This window comes from Streptomyces sp. ME19-01-6, from assembly GCF_033793745.1.
Taxonomy (GTDB): Bacteria; Actinomycetota; Actinomycetes; order Streptomycetales; family Streptomycetaceae; genus Streptomyces.
This window is the reverse complement of the sequence record NZ_JARAXF010000028.1, coordinates 40,337-56,492: the sequence shown is the minus strand read 5'-3', so window position 1 is coordinate 56,492 and position 16,156 is coordinate 40,337. Positions and strand designations below refer to the sequence as shown.

At 69.8% G+C, this 16,156-nt stretch carries 11 protein-coding genes; 2 read left to right on the top strand and 9 right to left on the bottom strand.

Translation table 11 applies throughout. The features are described from left to right. Positions 1-49: 49 nt before the first annotated feature. The 6 genes from PV419_RS39995 to PV419_RS39970 all read right to left on the bottom strand — a co-directional run bounded on the left by PV419_RS39995 (position 50) and on the right by PV419_RS39970 (position 6,912). Positions 50-1,027: a DEDDh family exonuclease gene (locus PV419_RS39995; RefSeq protein WP_319697453.1), complete on the bottom strand. Its 978-nt coding sequence runs from the start codon at positions 1,025-1,027 to the stop codon at positions 50-52. A 123-nt stretch (positions 1,028-1,150) separates the two neighbouring features. Next, positions 1,151-2,065: a carbohydrate ABC transporter permease gene (locus tag PV419_RS39990; RefSeq protein WP_319697452.1), complete on the bottom strand. Its 915-nt coding sequence runs from the start codon at positions 2,063-2,065 to the stop codon at positions 1,151-1,153. After that, positions 2,065-2,952, bottom strand: a complete 888-nt coding sequence (locus PV419_RS39985; RefSeq protein WP_319697450.1) for a sugar ABC transporter permease — start codon at positions 2,950-2,952, stop codon at positions 2,065-2,067. Before PV419_RS39985 ends, PV419_RS39990 begins: the two co-directional genes overlap by 1 nt. A gap of 10 nt (positions 2,953-2,962) precedes the next feature. Continuing rightward, on the bottom strand, positions 2,963-4,294 hold the full coding sequence (locus PV419_RS39980; protein ID WP_319697449.1) for an ABC transporter substrate-binding protein: 1,332 nt from the start codon (positions 4,292-4,294) through the stop codon (positions 2,963-2,965). Positions 4,295-4,678: 384 nt separating this feature from the next. Further along, on the bottom strand, positions 4,679-5,767 hold the full coding sequence (locus tag PV419_RS39975; protein WP_319697447.1) for a LacI family DNA-binding transcriptional regulator: 1,089 nt from the start codon (positions 5,765-5,767) through the stop codon (positions 4,679-4,681). A 131-nt stretch (positions 5,768-5,898) separates the two neighbouring features. After that, positions 5,899-6,912, bottom strand: a complete 1,014-nt coding sequence (locus PV419_RS39970) for a hydroxyacid dehydrogenase (protein ID WP_319697446.1) — start codon at positions 6,910-6,912, stop codon at positions 5,899-5,901. A gap of 315 nt (positions 6,913-7,227) precedes the next feature. Between PV419_RS39970 and PV419_RS39965 the strand changes: the two genes are divergently transcribed. Both PV419_RS39965 and PV419_RS39960 read left to right on the top strand, forming a co-directional pair. After that, positions 7,228-8,760: a glycosyl hydrolase family 28 protein gene (locus PV419_RS39965; RefSeq protein WP_319697444.1), complete on the top strand. Its 1,533-nt coding sequence runs from the start codon at positions 7,228-7,230 to the stop codon at positions 8,758-8,760. 23 nt (positions 8,761-8,783) lie between these two features. Continuing rightward, positions 8,784-12,113: an alginate lyase family protein gene (locus PV419_RS39960; RefSeq protein ID WP_319697443.1), complete on the top strand. Its 3,330-nt coding sequence runs from the start codon at positions 8,784-8,786 to the stop codon at positions 12,111-12,113. 9 nt (positions 12,114-12,122) lie between these two features. On the opposite strand, the gene PV419_RS39955 is transcribed toward PV419_RS39960, so the two are convergent. The 3 genes from PV419_RS39955 to PV419_RS39945 all read right to left on the bottom strand — a co-directional run bounded on the left by PV419_RS39955 (position 12,123) and on the right by PV419_RS39945 (position 15,928). Next, positions 12,123-12,644, bottom strand: coding sequence for a hypothetical protein (locus PV419_RS39955; RefSeq protein ID WP_319697441.1), 522 nt, complete (start codon positions 12,642-12,644; stop codon positions 12,123-12,125). Positions 12,645-12,728: 84 nt separating this feature from the next. After that, the gene (locus PV419_RS39950; RefSeq protein WP_319697440.1) at positions 12,729-14,282 is read right to left on the bottom strand and encodes a S8 family peptidase; all 1,554 of its coding nucleotides are present in this window, start codon (positions 14,280-14,282) and stop codon (positions 12,729-12,731) included. A gap of 74 nt (positions 14,283-14,356) precedes the next feature. Then, positions 14,357-15,928 (bottom strand): S8 family serine peptidase, encoded by a 1,572-nt coding sequence (locus tag PV419_RS39945; RefSeq protein ID WP_319697438.1) that lies wholly within the window; start codon positions 15,926-15,928, stop codon positions 14,357-14,359. Between the last annotated feature and the right edge of the window lie 228 nt (positions 15,929-16,156).

The window sequence follows — 16,156 nt, the reverse complement described above, 5'->3', positions numbered from 1 at the left end:
GGGGAGCGGCGGCCGGGCGTGTTGGGCCGACTTCACCTGTTTGCCGACCTCACCCGGCCGCTGCGGGGGCCACGTCCCGCAGCAGCTGGGTGAAGGCCGCCTCGTCGATGACGGGGGTGCCGAAGGAGCGCGCCTTGGTGATCTTGGAGGTCGAGGCCTCCGGGTCGTTGGTGACCAGCAGGCTGGTGAGCCGGGAGACACTGGTGGCCACGTGCAGCCCGGCCTCGGCGGCCTGGTCCTCCAGCAGCTCGCGGTCGATCGAGGTGTCGCCGGAGAACGCCACCCGCATGCCCTGGACCAGCCGGCCGCCCGGCTCGTAGCGCCCCGGGTTGGGGTAGGGGCAGGCCGGGCGCTTGCGGCTGGGGCGCCAGCTGGTCGCGCGGTAGGACCGCTGGTAGCCGATCGGCCGGGGGGCGTCGGACCATTCGGTCAGCGGCTGGCAGGCGAGCAGGGGCAGCCGCAGCCCGGCCGCCGCGGCCAGGCGCAGACTCGGCCGGAACGTCTCGGCGAGCACCCGCGCGTCGTCCAGGGCGTGGTGGGCGCGCTGCTGGACCACCCCGTAGTGCGCGGCCAGGGACTCCAGCTTGTGGTTGGGCAGCGGCAGGCCAAGCTCCTTGGAGAGCGCGATGGTGCACAGCCGCTGCCGCACCGGCGCGGCGCTCTTGGCGCGCGCGTACTCCCGGGCGAGCATCGACCAGTCGAAGACCGCGTTGTGCGCGACCAGCACCCGGCCGTCCAGGCGCTCGGCCAGCTCGCCGGCGATCTCCGCGAAGAGCGGGGCGTCGGCCAGCGTGTCGCTGGTCAGGCCGTGGATCCACACCGGGCCCGGATCACGCTGCGGATTGACCAGGGTGTACCAGTGGTCCTGCACGGCGCCGCGCGCGTCCAGTTGGTAGACCGCGGCGGACACGATCCGGTCGTCGCGGGCGAGCCCGGTCGTCTCCACGTCGACGACCGCGTAGCCGTCGGGATAGGCGTCCGGCCACGGGGAGGACGGCGGTGCGGCGGCCATGCGGTCTTCGAGCATGGTCCATGAGGATACGCACCGCCGCCGACAGTCCGGCGCGCCCGTGCCCGAAGGGGCCCCGCTACCGGGCCCCTGACGGCCCGTCGGATGGCGGCCGACTCGGCCGTGCGGGCGTGCCGCTCGTCACTTCAGGGCTCCCATCGTGACGCCGGTCCGCCAGTAGCGGCGCATCGCCACCATCATGATCGCCATCGGCACGATGGACAGCAGCGCGCCCGTCAGCACCAGACTGGTCACGTCGACGCCGGACTCCAGGCGGTTGCCGGTCCAGTTGTACAGGCCCAGGTTGAGCGTCCAGTTCTTCTCACCGCGCAGCACGGTCAGCGGGAGGAAGAAGGCGTTCCAGGTGTTGACGAAGGCGAGCAGGAACACGGTGGCGCCGCCCGTCGTCATCATCCGCAGCACGATGCTGAAGAAGATCCGCAGCTCTCCGGCGCCGTCGAGGCGGGCCGCCTCCAGCAGTTCGTAGGGGATCGTGGCCTCGGTGTACACCTTGGCCAGATACACGCTGAACGGGTTGATCAAGCAGGGAATCAGCATCGCCCAGGGGGTGTCGACCAGTCCGATCGCCGAGAACAGCAGGTACAGCGGCAGGGTGAGCAGGGCGATCGGGATCAGGAACGAGCCCACCACGCATGCGAACACCACGCCCCGCCCGGGAAAGTCGAAGCGGGCGAGGCCGTAGCCCGCGGCGAGGGCGACGAGGGTGCCGCCGAGCGAGCCGACGCCCGCGTACAGGAACGAGTTGGCCGTCCAGCGCAGGTAGATGCCGTCGTGGTAGGTGAACAGCTGGTGCAGGTTCTCCCACAGGTGCATGCCGGAGAACCACAGGCCGTTCGTCTGGTACAGCCCGACCCGGTCCTTGGTCGCGGCGACGATCAGCCACCACACCGGGAACATGCTGTACACGCTGGCCAGGATCAGCCCGATCAGCAGGAACCGCTGACCGCCCCGCCCGCGGGAGGCGCCGTCCGGGCGGGTCAGCCGGCGGACGGTGCGGGCGGGGGGTCGCTTTACGTCGTTTTCGGTCAGCAGCATCAGTCGGCCTTCTTCGAGGTCAGCCGGTAGAAGAGGAAGGAGGCCACGCCGAGGATGAGGGCGAGCAGCACCGACAGGGCCGCGGCGTAGTGGTAGTTACCGGCGTTGAACGCCTGGTTGTAGATGACCATGATCGGGGTGAAGCTGTCATCGACCGTCTGCGGGGTGACGTTCCGGAACAGCGCGGGCTCGTTGAAGAGCTGCAGCATCTGGATGATCGAGAGCAGTCCGGTCAGGATGAGGGCGCCGCGCACATGCGGGATCTTGATGCTCCGCGCGATGCGGATCTCGGAGGCGCCGTCCAGCCGAGCGGCTTCGAACAGCTCACGGGGAACGCCCTGGAGCGCCGAATAGATGATCACCATGTTGTAGCCGATGCCGTGCCATGTCAGCAGGTTGCCTATGGACGGCCAGACCATCGAAGGCGCGAAGAAATTCCAGTCGAATCCGAAGAATTGGCCGAGCGGCGTCAGCGGTCCCACGGCGGGGCTGTAGATGTTGACCCACACGATCGCCGCGACCACTCCGGGGATCATGTAAGGGACCAGCAGGAAGATCCGGAACCGGCCGGCCACCCGTGAGGTGAGCGCGTCCAGGAGCAGCGCCAGCACCAGGCTGATGAGCAGCATCACCGGAATCTGCACGCAGGCGAACAGCACGACCCGCAGGATGGCGTTCATGAACGCCGAGTCGGTCAGGCCGTGCTGGTAGTTGTCCAGGCCGACGAACTCCTTGGTGGCACCGCCGTCGAGTCCGAGTCCGGACTGCTTCTCCAGGAACAGCGACTGGTAGACGGCGTACCCGATGGGAAGCAGGTACAGGAAGACAAAGCCGAGCTGGAAGGGCACCGTGAAGGCGGCGCCCTTCCAGCGCTGGGAGCGGATCATCGGGTATGCCTCAGCCCTTGACGCTGATTCCGCGGGACTTGAGGTCGTCGACCGTCCACTTCTGCATGTGCGCGAGCAGGTCGGTGACCTTCTGCTCCTTGTTCATGACCTTCGCCCAGCCGCTCTGCAGCTCGGTGAACATCGCGGTCCAGTTCGGGCCGAAGATCCAGTCGGTGGTGACCGTGCCCAGGCTGTCCGTGACGACCTTCTTGGCCGGTTCGTAGTTCTTGCCGAGGAGCTTGGCGGAGATCGCCTCGGCGATGTACGTGTCGCTGTCGGCCAGCGCGGGCATCACGCCGTTGCCGGTCTCCGGGCTGGCCATCGTCTTGACCGCGCCGGTGTCGGTGGACATCCACAGCGCGGCCTCGGCGGCCTGCCGCTGGTTCTTGCACTGCTTGGTCACCAGGGTCAGGCCGCCGCTCTGGTTGGTGCCGGCCGGGGTCTTGGCCGCCTCGCCCTTGAACGTCGGCCAGGGCGACAGCGCCCACTTGCCGTTGGACTTGGTGAAGTTCTGCACCATGCCGGCCATCTGCCAGGTGGAGATCTGCCGGGTCGCGGTGGCGCCGTTGTCATAGTTGCGCTGCACGGCGGCGTAGTCCGCGAAGGAGAGCTTGGAGTTCAGGTCGTTGTCGATGATCTGCTGGATCACCTTCGCCGCCTTGAGGGTGCCCTTGTCCTGGAAGTTCACCTTCCAGGAGTCGCCGTCGATGGCGTACCAGTGCGCGCCCGCCTGCATGGCGAGCACCTCCAGGGTGCTCGGGTCCTCACCGGCGTAGTTGGTGATCTTGATGCCGTGCTTCTTCAGCACCTTGCCCGCGGCGATGAAGTCGTCCCACGTCGCGGGCGCCTTGAGGCCGTACTTCTGGAAGACGTCGGTGCGGTAGATGGTGAAGGCGGGCGCCGAGCTGGTGGGCACGCCGTAGATCTTCCCCTGCACCTGCGCGCCGGCCCACGCCCCGGCGTTGAACTTGTCCTTGTCGGACTTCACGTACTGGGTGATGTCGGCGAGCGCGCCCTGTGAGACCCAGGTCGTCACATACTCGGCGGTGTTCTGAACCAGGCAGGGTGCGTTCCCGGCCTTGACCGCGTTGGTCAGGTTCTTCTGCATGGTCAGCTGGTCGGTGACCTTCGTGTACTTGAGCTTGATGTCCTTGTGGCTGGCGTTGAACGCCTTGACGACGGCTTCCTGGCCGTTGGCCCAACCCCAGAAGGGGAGGGTCACCGGACCCGAGGACGCGTCGTCCCCGGAGTCGGATCCGCCGCAAGCGGAGAGCAGACCCGTCAGGGCGAGACCCACGACGGCGGCGCGGGCGAACCTTCTCCTGGGACTGGTGAAGTTCATCGGACCGTGTTCCTTCGGAAAGTAGGCGTCTCGGGGCGAGAGTTGAGACGACGGTGGCTCGGGGCGTTGGCCAGGAAAGGCGTCCGGAAACCGTCGGCACGCGATGCGGGGACCGGCCAAGCAGAAGCTGTAGTAAGCGGTTCCTGGACGTTAAGCCGACGTGTCGGTTGATAGCAAGAGGTGTGCGGGAAAATATCGGCGGCCGGTTGTCCGCCGGGGCGCGTCAGGCCGACGGGCCGTCCACCCGTTAACCGCGGATGTCTCCGCAGCTCACAGGGGTTCCTGATCAAGTCGCCGCGACGTCTGGCGGATGCGGGGCACCGGTCAGGTGGAGCGCGTCAAACGTTGGGAAAACGCTTTCGTAACAACGCGCTCCAGTGTGCGCTACCCATGGCGGGCCGGCGGCTGTACGGAGTGTCGTACGACGACGTGGGTGCCCAGCACCAGGTGGTCGCCGTCGCTGCCCTTGCGGCGGCCCGCGGCGCCCTCACGCCGGTCGGCCACCGCGCGCAGCGCTACGCGGCCCATCTCCTCGTACGGCACGTGCACGGTGGTCAGCTGAGGAGTGAGCTGGGAGGCCAGCGGGATGTCGTCGTAGCCGACGATCGACACGTCCTCGGGCACTCTGAGGCCCGCCGCACGCAGCGCCTGCATGGCCCCCGCGGCGACCACGTCGGTGCCGGCGAGCACCGACGTGAAGTCCAGCCCCTGCCGCAGGCTCGCCCCGACCGCGTCGTACCCGTGCTCGTAGTCGTAGGGGCCGTGCCGCACCATGCCGGGATCGAAGGGCACGCCGTAGGCCTCGAAGGCCCGCTGGGCGCCGCTCAGCCGGGCCTGGGCCGTGGTGAGGTCGGCGGGGCCCGGCAACACCAGGACACGCCGGTGGCCGGTGGACAGGAGGTGGCTGGCCATGGCGTACGCGCCGCCCTCGTTGTCGTAGTCGACCGTCGTCGCCGGGACGTCGCCCTCCAGCGGTGGTCTGCCGACCAGCACGAGGTGCGAGCCGGCCGCGTCCAGGGAGCGCGCGAACCGGGCCATCCGCAGCTGGTACTCGTCGAAGTCATAGGCGCCGCCCAGCAGGATCACCGCGGCCACGCCCTGCTGGCGCATCAGGTTCACCAGCGCCAGTTCCCGCTCGGGGTCGTCCCCGGTCGTGCCGACCAGCGAGAGCCAGCCGCGCAGCGAGGCGGCGCTCTCGACGCCCCTGGCCACGTGGGCGAAGGCGGCACCGGTGATGTCGTTGATGAGGATCGCCACGGTCGGTGTGCCGCCGCCGGCCAGGGAGCGGGCGTGGGCGTTGGTGACGTAGTCCAGGTCCTGTACGACCTTCATCACCCGGCGGCGCAGGTCGTCCGACACCGGATAGTTGCCGGACAGAACGCGCGACACGCTCGCCACGGAGACTCCCGCGCGCTCCGCCACGTCGCGGATCGTCGCCCGTCCGCCGTCACCCGGCGCCTTGCGCTGACTCACCGTTGCGGCTCCTTCACCGTAGTGACCCGTGCGCCGGAGATGCCGGGTCCCCGCCCGCTGAAACCGTATCCCATCGTTACTCCCTGCAGAATTGCTCGTGGACCGCGGGGCACCTTGCCGAGGGCGGGGTGTCAGGCCACCCGGGCGAGATCCGTGCGGTGCACCTCGTGAGCGAGCGGCAGGCCCGCGGCCAGGCGTTCCAGCTCCTCGACGACGATGCGGCCGAGCCGCTCCAGCTCGTTGCCGAGCGAGCCCGCGATGTGCGGGGTGAGGAAGACGTTGGGGAGCGTGTACAGCGGGGACTCGGTCGGCAGCGGCTCGGGTTCCGTGACGTCGAGGACCGCGTGCAGCCGGCCGGCGGACAGTTCGTCCGTGAGCGCCTCGGGGTCGACCAGCGCGCCCCGGGAGGTGTTGATCAGTACACCGCCGTCCCGGATCAGGGCGAGCCGGGCCCGGTCGAGCATGCGGTGGGTCTCGGGGATGTCGGGGGCGTGGAGGCTGACGATGTCGCTGCGGCGCAGCAGATCCTCCAGGGGCAGGAGTTCGGCGCCGAGCGCGGCGGCCTCGACGGCGTCCACGTAGGGGTCGTGGAGCAGCAGCTCGAAGTCGAACGGCCGCAGCAGGTCGAGAAGGCGACGGCCCACGCGTGAGGCGCCGATGATCCCGATCCGGCGGCCGAGGTTGCCGGTGGTGGCGGTCTCGGCGGAGGAGGGGCGGGCGTGTGTGGCGCGGAAGCGCTCACGGTGCGTGAACGCGTCCTTCCCGGCCAGCAGGATCATCGCGAGCGTGTACTCGGCGACCGGCAGCGCGTTGCCGGTGACCGCGCTGGAGACGCTGATGCCGCGCTCCCACAGGGCCTCGCCGATCAGCGAGCGGACGGAGCCCCCGGCGTGCAGGACGGCGCGCAGCCGGGGCGCCGCGGCCAGGGCGTCCGCGCCGAGGTGCGGACAGTCCCAGCCGGTGATCAGCACTTCGGCGTCGGCCAGCGCCGAGACGGCGGGCGGGGTGGTGAAGTCCTGGAGGACCAGCGAGGGGTCGATCTCGGCCGTCTGCTTCAGCCGTGTCATGAGGGGCGGGGGGAGGAGCAGGGGGAGGTGCACCGGATCCATGGCGAATACGGCCCTCGGCAGCTGGGCGCTGGGCATGACTCTCCTGAGGTGCGAGAGAAACATTTTCTGAAAGCGTCTTCTACGCTATATCTGGCCCGGAGCGAGGGTCAATCGATGGCAGGCTCCGGCGGTCTTCTCCGCCGCGGCCGCCGCGGTCCCCCCATACCGGGGTATTTTTCGAAAACATGCGAAGACCCTTGACGAGCTTTCCGGACAGGAAGAAACTCTGGCCCACCCGGTGTAGGAACCGTTTGCTACCTGTTACTTCCGCCGATCGCGCGTATCACCCCCAGCAGAAGATGAGGCGTCCACGCGCTCCCACGCCCCTTCCGCTCTTGCAAGGAGTCGAGTATGAACACGCCCCTGACCCGCCGTTCCACCCTTCAGGCGGCGGGCGCCACCGTGCTCGCCGCCGGCCTGTCCGGCATGATGGCCACGGCTGCGCGGGCCGACGAGTCCTCGGGTGACACGCCCCAGCTGGTGACCTACACCGTGCCGTCCGGAGCCCCGGTCAAGACCGACAGCTTCAGCGTCAAGGTCCGTGTGCCGGGTGGCAGCTGGCAGACGCTCGGCACCTACCTGGCCACCCTGAACCTGGTCAACACCACCACCGGCTCCGGTCAGCAGCAGAAGGCGTCGCTGGCGTACTTCGACTTCTCGGGCACGGTCGAGGTTCAGGTGACGTACATCAAGGGAGGCGTGCGGAAGGTGCGCGTCCGCCCGGACTCGTACGGCATCAAGCCCGAGGTCCTCGCCGACACCCTCCAGTTCACCCTGGACCGCCCGCGGAACATCGTCGTCCAGATCAACGACGACATCTTCGACTGTCTGCACCTGTTCGCCCGCCCGCTGGAGCAGAACGTGCCGGACAAGGACGACCCCGACGTCATCTACTTCGGCCCCGGCGTGCACACCACCCCCGACGGAACCCTGACCGTTCCCTCCGACAAAACCGTGTACCTGCACGGCGGCGCGGTGCTCAAGTCGCGGGTCATCTTCAAGGACGTCGAGAAGGCGAAGCTTCTCGGGCGCGGCGTGATCTACGCGGCGCCCGGGGGAGGCGCCACCGTCGAGGGCTCGAAGAACATCACCATCGGTGAGGTCACCATGCTCAACCCGAACGGCTACGCCGTCACCATCGGCGAGTCGGAGCACGTCACCATCCGCGGCATGGGCTCCTTCAGCTCCAAGGGCTGGGGCGACGGCATCGACATCTTCTCCAGCAGCCATGTCACCGTCGATGGCGTCTTCATGCGCAACGCCGACGACTGCATCGCGATCTACACCCACCGCTGGGACTACTACGGCGACACCTCGAACATCCACGTCAAGAACTCGACCCTCTGGGCGGACGTCGCGCACCCGATCAACGTGGGGACGCACGGCAACACCGACAGCCCCGAGGTCATCGAGAACCTCACCTTCGAGAACATCGACATCTGCGACCACCGCGAACCCCAGATGGGCTACCAGGGCTGCCTCGCCCTCAACCCCGGCGACAGCAACCTGATCAAGAACGTGAAGGTCGACGGCATGCGCGTCGAGGACTTCCGCCAGGGCCAGCTCATCCATATGCGGGTCATGTACAACACGAAGTACAACACCTCGGTCGGACGCGGCATCCAGGACGTCTACATCAAGGACCTCAGCTACACCGGCCCCGCCCTCAGCACCTGCCTGCTGCTCGGCTACGACACCGACCACGGCATCGACAGCGTGACGTTCGAGAACCTGGTCCTCAACGGCAAGGTCATCGCCGACTCGATGAAGAAGCCCGGCTGGTACCTGACCACCGATTACATCCCGATGCACATCAACGAGCACGTCACGAATCTCAAGTTCCTCACCACCGCCGAGGCCGCCGCCGCGGCATCCGCGAGCTGAGCCGGCGGAAGGACGACATTCTCATGTCTTACGCAACCAGCCGCCGGGGTTTCCTCGGCAGCACCGCGGCCCTGCTGCTGGCGTCGGGCGCGACCGGACTGGTCATGGCCGGCCCGGCGCGGGCCCAGGACAACACCGGGCTCAGAAAGTTCGCCCACCCCGGGCTGCTGCACAGCGCCGACGACCTGGCCCGGATGAAGTCCGCGATCGCCGCCAAGGAATCCCCGATCTACGACGGCTATCTGGCGCTCGCGGCCCACTCGCGCTCCCAGGCGACCTACACCGTGCAGAACATCGGCCAGATCACCTCCTGGGGCCGCGGCCCCTCCAACTTCATGAACCAGGCCGTCGCCGACTCGGCCGCCGCCTACCAGAACGCCCTCATCTGGTCCGTCACCGGCGAGGCCGCGCACGCCGACAAGGCCCGTGACATCCTCAACGCCTGGTCGGCCTCGCTCACCGCCATCACCGGCGCGGACGGCCCGCTCGGCGCCGGGCTCCAGGCCTTCAAGTTCGTCAACGCGGCCGAGCTGCTCCGCCACACCGGCTACGACGGCTGGGACGCGGCCGACATCGCGCGCTGCGAGGAATCCTTCCTGCGCGTGTGGTACCCGGCGGTCTCGGAGTACATGCTCTACGCCAACGGCAACTGGGACCTCACGGCCCTCCAGACGATTCTGGCCATCGGCGTGTTCTGCGAGGAGCCCACGCTCTTCGAGGACGCGCTCCGCTTCGCCGCGGCCGGCGCGGGCAACGGCAGCGTCCGCAACCGGGTCGTCACCGACGAGGGCCAGGGCCAGGAGAGCGGCCGAGACCAGGGCCACGAGCAGCTTGCCGTCGGCCTGATGGGCGACGCCGCCCAGGTCGCCTGGAACCAGGGCGTCGACCTGTGGGGGTTCGACGACCACCGCGTCCTGGCCAACGCCGAGTACGCCGCCCGCTACAACCTGGGCAGCGATGTCCCCTTCGTCCCCGACCTCGACCGCACCGGCAAATACATCAAGACGACGGTCTCGAACAAGGTCCGCGGCACGCTGCCCCCGATCTACGAGATGTACTACGCCCACTACGCCGGTGTACGGGGTCTGGACACTCCGTACACGAAGAGCGCCGTCTTCCGCGGCACCGGCGGCGCCCGCGTCGTCGAGGGCAGCAACGACGACCTGCCCAGCTGGGGCACCTTCGCCTACGCGGGTGCCAAGGCATCCTCGCCGACCACGCCGACGCCCCCGGCGGGCGTCACGGCGGTGGGGGAGGACCAGGCCGTCACCGTGACCTGGCTGCCCTCCGCCTGGGCCGACTCGTACGAGGTCCTGCGGGCCACCCGCCCCGAGGGTTCGTACGAGCGGATCGCCTCCGGCATCGGCAAGCCGACGTACACCGACAGCGACGTACACGCGGGGCGGACGTACTACTACACGGTCATCGCCTCCAACGCGCTGGGCCGAAGCGGCGATTCGAGCTGGGCAGCGGCCACCGCGGGTCTGCCCGGCCCCTGGTCCACCCGCGACATCGGGGACGTGAAGATCCCCGGCTCCGCCGCCTTCGACGGCGAGCGCTTCGTACTCGAGGCGTCCGGCACCTCCGGCACCTGCCGTCTGGCCTACCTCCCGCTGCGCGGCGACGGCACGGTCACCGCGCGGATCGTATGGCCGCTCAGCTCGCAGTACTCCAAGATCGGCGTCACCGTGCGCGCCTCCCTCGACGCGGCCGCGGCACACGCCTCGATGCTGATCCAGGGGCTGCCGCTGCACACGTGGAGCGGCGTGTGGACGGTACGTCCAAAGGCCGGGGCGTCCGTCTCCGCCACCGGCAGCACGCCCGTGCCGCCGTCCCAGCAGCAGTCGATCACCACCAACGCCTCCTTCCCGATCTCCGATCTCGGCGAGCTGCCCGAGTCGGCCACACCGCTGGAGGCCCCGTACGTCGAGGGTGCGGGCGACGGCTACCGGCTGCGGGCACCGTACTGGGTGCGGGTGACCCGGAAGGGCGGCCGCTGCACCGGCGCCATCTCCCCGGACGGCATCCGATGGACCGAAGTCGGCTCCACTGCTGTCGACTTGGGGCGAACCGCGTACGTGGGGCTCGCGCTCACCTCCTGCCTGGGCGTTGACGAGGACTATGCCGAGACCGGCACCGGCGCCTTCGACAACGTCACCGTGACCTCCACCTCCGGCGAGGGCTGGTCGGTACCACGCCCCACGCGCACCGCCACCGGCCTTCGGGCCTTCGCCGACGCCGACGCCGTCGAGCTGGCCTGGACCGATCCCGACCTCGCGGCCCGGTACACCGTGCTGAGAGCGACGAGTGCCGACGGCTCGTACGAAACCCTCGCCACCGGTGTCCAGGCGGTCGGCTTCGGCACCCGCATCCGGTACGCGGACGCGACCGGGACGCCGGGGACGACCTACCATTACGCCGTCGCGAAGAGCAACACCAGCGGCCGCGGACCGCGCTCGACATCGGCGAGCGCCGAGATGCCGACGCCGTCCGCGCCCCAACTCACCTCCTCGGCCATCGCGTTCGCCAACAAGGGGGCCACCTTCCGCCATCTGCTGCGGGCCTCGCACGAGCCCGTACGGTTCACCGCCGGTGGCCTGCCCGACGGCCTGCGCATCGACAAGCGCACCGGCCTCATCTCGGGAACCCCCACCGAGACCGGCGAGTTCTCGGTGACGACCACCGCGGGCAACGCCTCCGGGACCGTATCCGGCACCCTGAGCCTCACGGTCGGCACGCCCCCGCCCGACCCGTGGAGCTACGGCGACCTCGGGGATCCCGTCCTCGACGACCGGGCCTTCGGCACCCTCGGCGTGGTGGCGGTCCGTACCCCGGGCAGCACGTCGTACCGCGACGGCACCTTCACCGTCCGCGGCGCGGGTGTGGACCTGACCGTCAACAACCAGGGGATGACAGGGCAGTTCGTCCGGCAGCCCGTCACCGGAGACTGCGAGGTCACCGCCCGTCTCGTCTCCCGTACCGGCGCCACCGCCGACCGGGTCGGCCTGCTCATGGCCAAGTCCCTGTCACCGTTCGACCAGGCGGCCGGGGCGATTGTCACGGCCGGGACCAGCGCGCAGCTCATGCTGCGCCCCACCGTGGCGGGCGCCTCCGTCTTCTCCGGCACCACCACCGTGCAACTCCCTCTGCTGCTCCGGCTGAAGCGCACCGGGACCGCCTTCGCCGCGGCCGTCTCGACCGATGACGGCGCCACCTGGACCTCCCTCGCCTCCGGCGAGATCTCCGGATTCGGCGATGCCCCCTACTACGTGGGTCTCGTGGTCTGCTCCCGTAACCCGCTGGCCCTCAGCACCACGCGGTTCGAGGAGGCGAGCGTCAGCACACCGGGCTGAGGGTGCCTCTCACGCCGCGACCGGCAGCCGCCGCAGCCTGACCACGCGCTGCGGGTCCGAGTGCCGGTCGTGGCTCAGCTCCCAGCCCAGCTCGCGGGCCGTCTGGAGCACATAGCCCGCGCCGACGCCGCGGAAGTCGCGCAGAGGTATGTCGTACGGGCCGGGCGGCGGGGCCTTCCTGGCCGCCTGGGCCGCCTCTTCCTTGCGGGTCCAGGCGGCGAGCTTCTTGTCGACGCGCGCCCGGTAGAAGTCGGCGTCGCCCTCGTGCCGCAGCTCGGGGAGCGTCACACACCAGCGGGGCCAGATCTCCACGCGGTCCCCGAACGAGTCGAGCAGCTTGGTGAAGCCCTTCTCGAACCCGGGAATCAGCGACAGCACCTCCCCGACGACCGCGAACGCGAGGAACACCAGGAAGACGGCCAGCAGCAGCACCCACCACACCGGCAGGACCACCACGGTGAGCAGGAACAGCGGCACCAGCAGGGCCCTGGAACGGGTGGGAAGCGGCCCCCAGGAGTCGTGGCGGTCCACGGGACGGTCCTCTCGCGGCATCGGAGCATACGTACGGGCCGTCGGGCGGAATCCGCCCGACGGCCCGTGCATTGTGTCAGTGCCTCACTTGGTGACCGCGTCCAGGGCGTCCGCGATCCCGGCCCCGTAGAAGCCGTTGTACGCGGGGCTGCCCTCGCACACCGCGTCGGCAGTGCCGTCGCCGTCGATGTCGTACGGGTCGGGGCAGGCGGTGTCGTCGGCCTGGGCCTTGAGCAGCGCCTTGACCTGCCATGCGGAGGCGTGCGGGTGGGTGCTCTTGATGAGCGCGGCGACACCGGCCACATGCGGGGAGGCCATGGAGGTGCCCGCCATGTAGCCGTACTTGCCGCCCGGGAGGGTGTTGTAGATGAGTCCGCTCTCCGCCGGGGGCGCCGGCTTCTGGTACACGGTGCTGTCGCCGCCGGGGGCCGCGATGTCGATCACGCCGAGGCCGTAGTTGGAGAAGGAGGACTTGAGCCCCTTGGCCCCGGTCGAGGCCACGGTGACCACGCCCGGCAGCTGGGTGGGGATGTCCAGGCAGGTGCGCGGGTCGATCTCCCGGTCGCCGGGGGTGGTGTCGTTGGGGCTGGAGGGGTCGGTGATGGAGTCGGCGGCCAGGTCGTAGCTCTCGTTGCCCGCCGCGGCCACATTGACCACGCCCTTGCGCTCCGCGTACCGCGAGGCGCGGGTGACGGCCTCGACCAGGGCCTTCTGGTCCGGGTCTGTGGTGCAGTTGAAGTACCAGGGGTCGGTGTAATAGCTGTTGTTGGTGACGTCCACGCCGTGCTCGGCGGCCCAGACGAAGCCGCACACCACGGCCTCGGTGTAGAAGAAGCCGTCGGTCGTGGACACCTTGATACCGGAGACCTTGACCCCCGGGGCCACCCCGGTGACGCCGATGCCGTTCTTCGCGGCGGCGATCTCCCCGGCGACATGGGTGCCGTGCGGGCTCTCGGAGGCCGAGGGACGCCAGGCGCCGTCGGCGGTGTCCGGCTTTCCGGTGACGCAGTTGACCGACGCCTTGCGGTCGAAGTTCGGGGCGAGGTCGGGGTGGGTGTCGTCCACGCCGGTGTCGATCACGCCCACGGTGACGTTCCGGCTGCCCAGGCTCTTCTCATGGGCCTTGTCCGCCTTGATCGCGGGCAGGTCCCACTGCAGCGGCTCCAGCGGGTCCTGCCCGGCGGTGGCCTGCGCGGCGACGGCCTTGCGCTGCGCCTCGGTCAGCATCCGCGGCGCGCCGGTGTCGGTGGTGGACTGGGCGGGCAGCGGGGCGGTGCGGGTGGCGCCCGCGGAGGCGACGCCGCGCACCTGACGGATCGTCTTGGCGAAGGCGGGGTCGGCGGAGTGGACGACGATGACGCCGATCCGGTCGTACGCCACGACGACGCTGCCACCGGCCGTGGCGATGGCCTTCTTCACCCGGGCCGCGTTCCCGGGGCCGGGGCGGGTGTTGACGACATAGCTCAGCGACGGGCCGTCGGCCGCGGCGCCGGAGGCCCGGGCCGAACCGCCGCCGGAGCCGCCGGAGCCGCCGGCGGCGGTGGCGGTCGTGGGCAGGAAGGCCAGGGCGGCGGTGAGGGCCAGGGCGGCGGGTATCGCGGCGGTGCGCGGCGCCAGGGCGGAGGAGCGCGACGTCATGGGTACTCCGGTTCTGGTGGATGGGCGGGCTGGGGCGTGTGGCGTCACGGGGCGATCGCTCACTGGGCGACTGCTCACTTGGCGACGGCGTCCAGCGCGTCGACGATGCCGTAGCCGTAGAAGCTGTTGATGTGCTTGGTGCCGGTGCAGGTGGCGTCCGTGTCTCCGTCACCGTCCGGGTCGTACGGCCCGGTGGGGCAGCCCGGGTTGTCGGCCTGGGCCTTGAGCAGCCACTGGATCTCCTGCGGGCTCGCCTTGGGGTGCGTGCTCTTCAGCAGCGCCGCGACCCCCGACACATGGGGCGAGGCCATCGAGGTGCCCTGCAGATAGCCGTAGTCGCCGCCGGGCATGGTGGACAGGATGCGGCCGTCCTTGGCGGGCAGCTCGGGCACCTGGTACTTGTCGCCGCCCGGGCCCGCCACATCGACCTGGTCCAGGCCGTAGCTGGAGTAGTACGACTTCAGGGACGTGACGCCGGTCGCGGAGACCGTGACGACGCCGGGCAGCTGGGTGGGCACGTCCGGGCAGACCGACGGGTCGACGGTGCGCTCCACGGGGGTGGTGTCGTTGGGGCTCGTGGTGTCGGTGAGCGAGCCGGCCGCCAGGTCGTGGCTGGAGTTGCCCGCGGAGGCGACGTTGACCACGCCTTTGCGCTGGGCGTACGCCGTGGCCCGGCCGACCGCGTCGGTGATCGCCTTCTGGTCCGGGTCGGCCGCGCAGTTGTACTTCCACGGGTCGACGAAGTAGCTGTTGTTCGTCACCTCGACGCCGTGGTCGGCCGCGAAGACGAAGGCGCACACCACGCTCTCCGCGTAGAACAGGCTCGTGGTCGGCTCGCTGACCTTGATGGCGGAGACCTTCACCCCGGGCGCGACGCCGGCCACGCCCACGCCGTTGCGCGCGGCGGCGATCTCCCCGGCCACATGCGTGCCGTGGTAATCCTCGGCCGGGTCCCACGGGCGCCAGGCGCCCGGGCTGGTGTCGGCGACGCCGCCGACGCAGCCGGCCGACTGGGTCCGGGAGAAGTTGGGGGCCAGATCGGGGTGGGTGTCGTCCACGCCGGTGTCGATGACGGCGACGGTGACCTTGCGGCTGCCCGGGTTGACCTTGGCGGCCTGGTCGGCCTTGATGGCGGGGATGTCCCACTGCAGGGACTCCAGCGGCTCCTGCCCGGCGGACAGCGCCTTCGCCGCGGTGGCCGCCGAGGTGCGGGGCGCGGGCACCTTCTCGGGCCTGCCGACCTCGGTGGTGGCGGCCGGGGTCAGCGGCGCGGTGCGGGTCGCGCCCGCCGACTGCACGCCACGCACCTGACGGATCGTCCGGGCGAAGGCGGGGTCCGCAGAACGGGCGACGATGACTCCTATGCGTTCATAGGCGGTCACCACCGTGCCGTGCGAGGCCGTGATCGCCTTCTTCACCGCGCCGACGGTGCCGTGGTCGGCGGCGGTGTTGACCACGTACGACAGCGACGGGCCGTCGGCCGTGGCCGAAGAGGTGAGGGCCGAAGGGGTGGGCGCGCCTTGGGGGATGGCCGAGGCCGCCTGGGGGAGCAGGACGAGGGACGCGGTGAGCGCCAGCCCGGCCGGCACCGCCGCCAGGGCGCGCCGTGGTCTGGTGCCTGGATGTGCCGGTCTGTGATGAGCCATGGGGTCTCCACATCATCCGTACAGACCGCCCGACGCGAGTCGCGCGTAGGCGGGTACATGACGAGCGAAACTATCGTCGATCAAGGCCCCCATCAAGGCATTCCGGAGGAAAACGCGCCACAGTACCCGGAGTCAATCACTCCACCGACTTCTTCCCTCCTTTCAACTACCAGCCTCTGTCGGACGGCCCCCCGTCGCCCTACCATGCGTGATCTGGATCACGAGAAC

Excerpts from the sequence above, each read along its gene's own strand:
- PV419_RS39995 (WP_319697453.1), bottom strand. The coding sequence starts at position 1,027 with ATGCTCGAAGACCGCATGGCCGCCGCACCGCCGTCCTCCCCGTGGCCG.
- PV419_RS39990 (WP_319697452.1), bottom strand. The coding sequence starts at position 2,065 with ATGCTGCTGACCGAAAACGACGTAAAGCGACCCCCCGCCCGCACCGTC.
- PV419_RS39985 (WP_319697450.1), bottom strand. The coding sequence starts at position 2,952 with ATGATCCGCTCCCAGCGCTGGAAGGGCGCCGCCTTCACGGTGCCCTTC.
- PV419_RS39980 (WP_319697449.1), bottom strand. The coding sequence starts at position 4,294 with ATGAACTTCACCAGTCCCAGGAGAAGGTTCGCCCGCGCCGCCGTCGTG.
- PV419_RS39970 (WP_319697446.1), bottom strand. The coding sequence starts at position 6,912 with ATGCCCAGCGCCCAGCTGCCGAGGGCCGTATTCGCCATGGATCCGGTG.
- PV419_RS39965 (WP_319697444.1), top strand. The coding sequence starts at position 7,228 with ATGAACACGCCCCTGACCCGCCGTTCCACCCTTCAGGCGGCGGGCGCC.
- PV419_RS39960 (WP_319697443.1), top strand. The coding sequence starts at position 8,784 with ATGTCTTACGCAACCAGCCGCCGGGGTTTCCTCGGCAGCACCGCGGCC.
- PV419_RS39950 (WP_319697440.1), bottom strand. The coding sequence starts at position 14,282 with ATGACGTCGCGCTCCTCCGCCCTGGCGCCGCGCACCGCCGCGATACCC.
- PV419_RS39945 (WP_319697438.1), bottom strand. The coding sequence starts at position 15,928 with ATGGCTCATCACAGACCGGCACATCCAGGCACCAGACCACGGCGCGCC.